We start from the raw sequence: 656 nt of genomic DNA, 5'->3' as shown, positions 1-656 counted from the left end.
GAAGAATACATCGAGAACATCGTAGCGGCGAACGAGACCAATACGACGTTGATCGACAACAACGACGGTACGTACACCTACACGAGCGAGGACGGCACGGTAACGGTAGTCGATGTACCTGCTTCTGTTATCAACCAGTTTGAGGAAGTGGTTAACGGCGGTCCTGTTACGGTTAACGGTACTACCTATAATACAATAGAGGAATACATCGAGAACATCGTAGCGGCAAACGAGACCAATACGACGTTGATCGACAACAACGACGGAACGTACACCTACACAAGCGAGGACGGTACGGTAACGGTGGTCGATGTACCTGCTTCTGTTATCAACCAGTTTGAGGAAGTGGTTAACGGCGGTCCTGTTACGGTTAACGGCAACACGTACACCAGCATCGAAGAATACATCGAGAACATCGTAGCGGCGAACGAGACCAATACGACGTTGATCGACAACAACGACGGTACTTACACCTACACGAGCGAGGACGGCACGGTAACGGTAGTCGATGTACCAGCTTCTGTTATCAACCAGTTTGAGGAAGTGGTGAATGGCGGTCCTGTTACGGTTAACGGTACTACCTATAATACAATAGAGGAATACATCGAGAACATCGTAGCGGCGAACGAGACCAATACGACGTTGATCGACAACAA

General features: G+C 49.1%; 1 protein-coding gene. It reads left to right on the top strand.

All coding sequences use genetic code 11. The features are described 5' to 3' along the window. The coding region (locus FAZ15_RS22650) for a hypothetical protein (protein ID WP_202912478.1) at positions 1-656 on the top strand (656 nt) is incomplete at both ends.

The organism is Sphingobacterium olei (genome assembly GCF_005048855.1).
Lineage (GTDB): Bacteria > Bacteroidota > Bacteroidia > Sphingobacteriales > Sphingobacteriaceae > Sphingobacterium > Sphingobacterium olei.
Note: the sequence above shows the minus strand (reverse complement) of the source record. Positions and strands in the feature narration are given on the sequence as shown.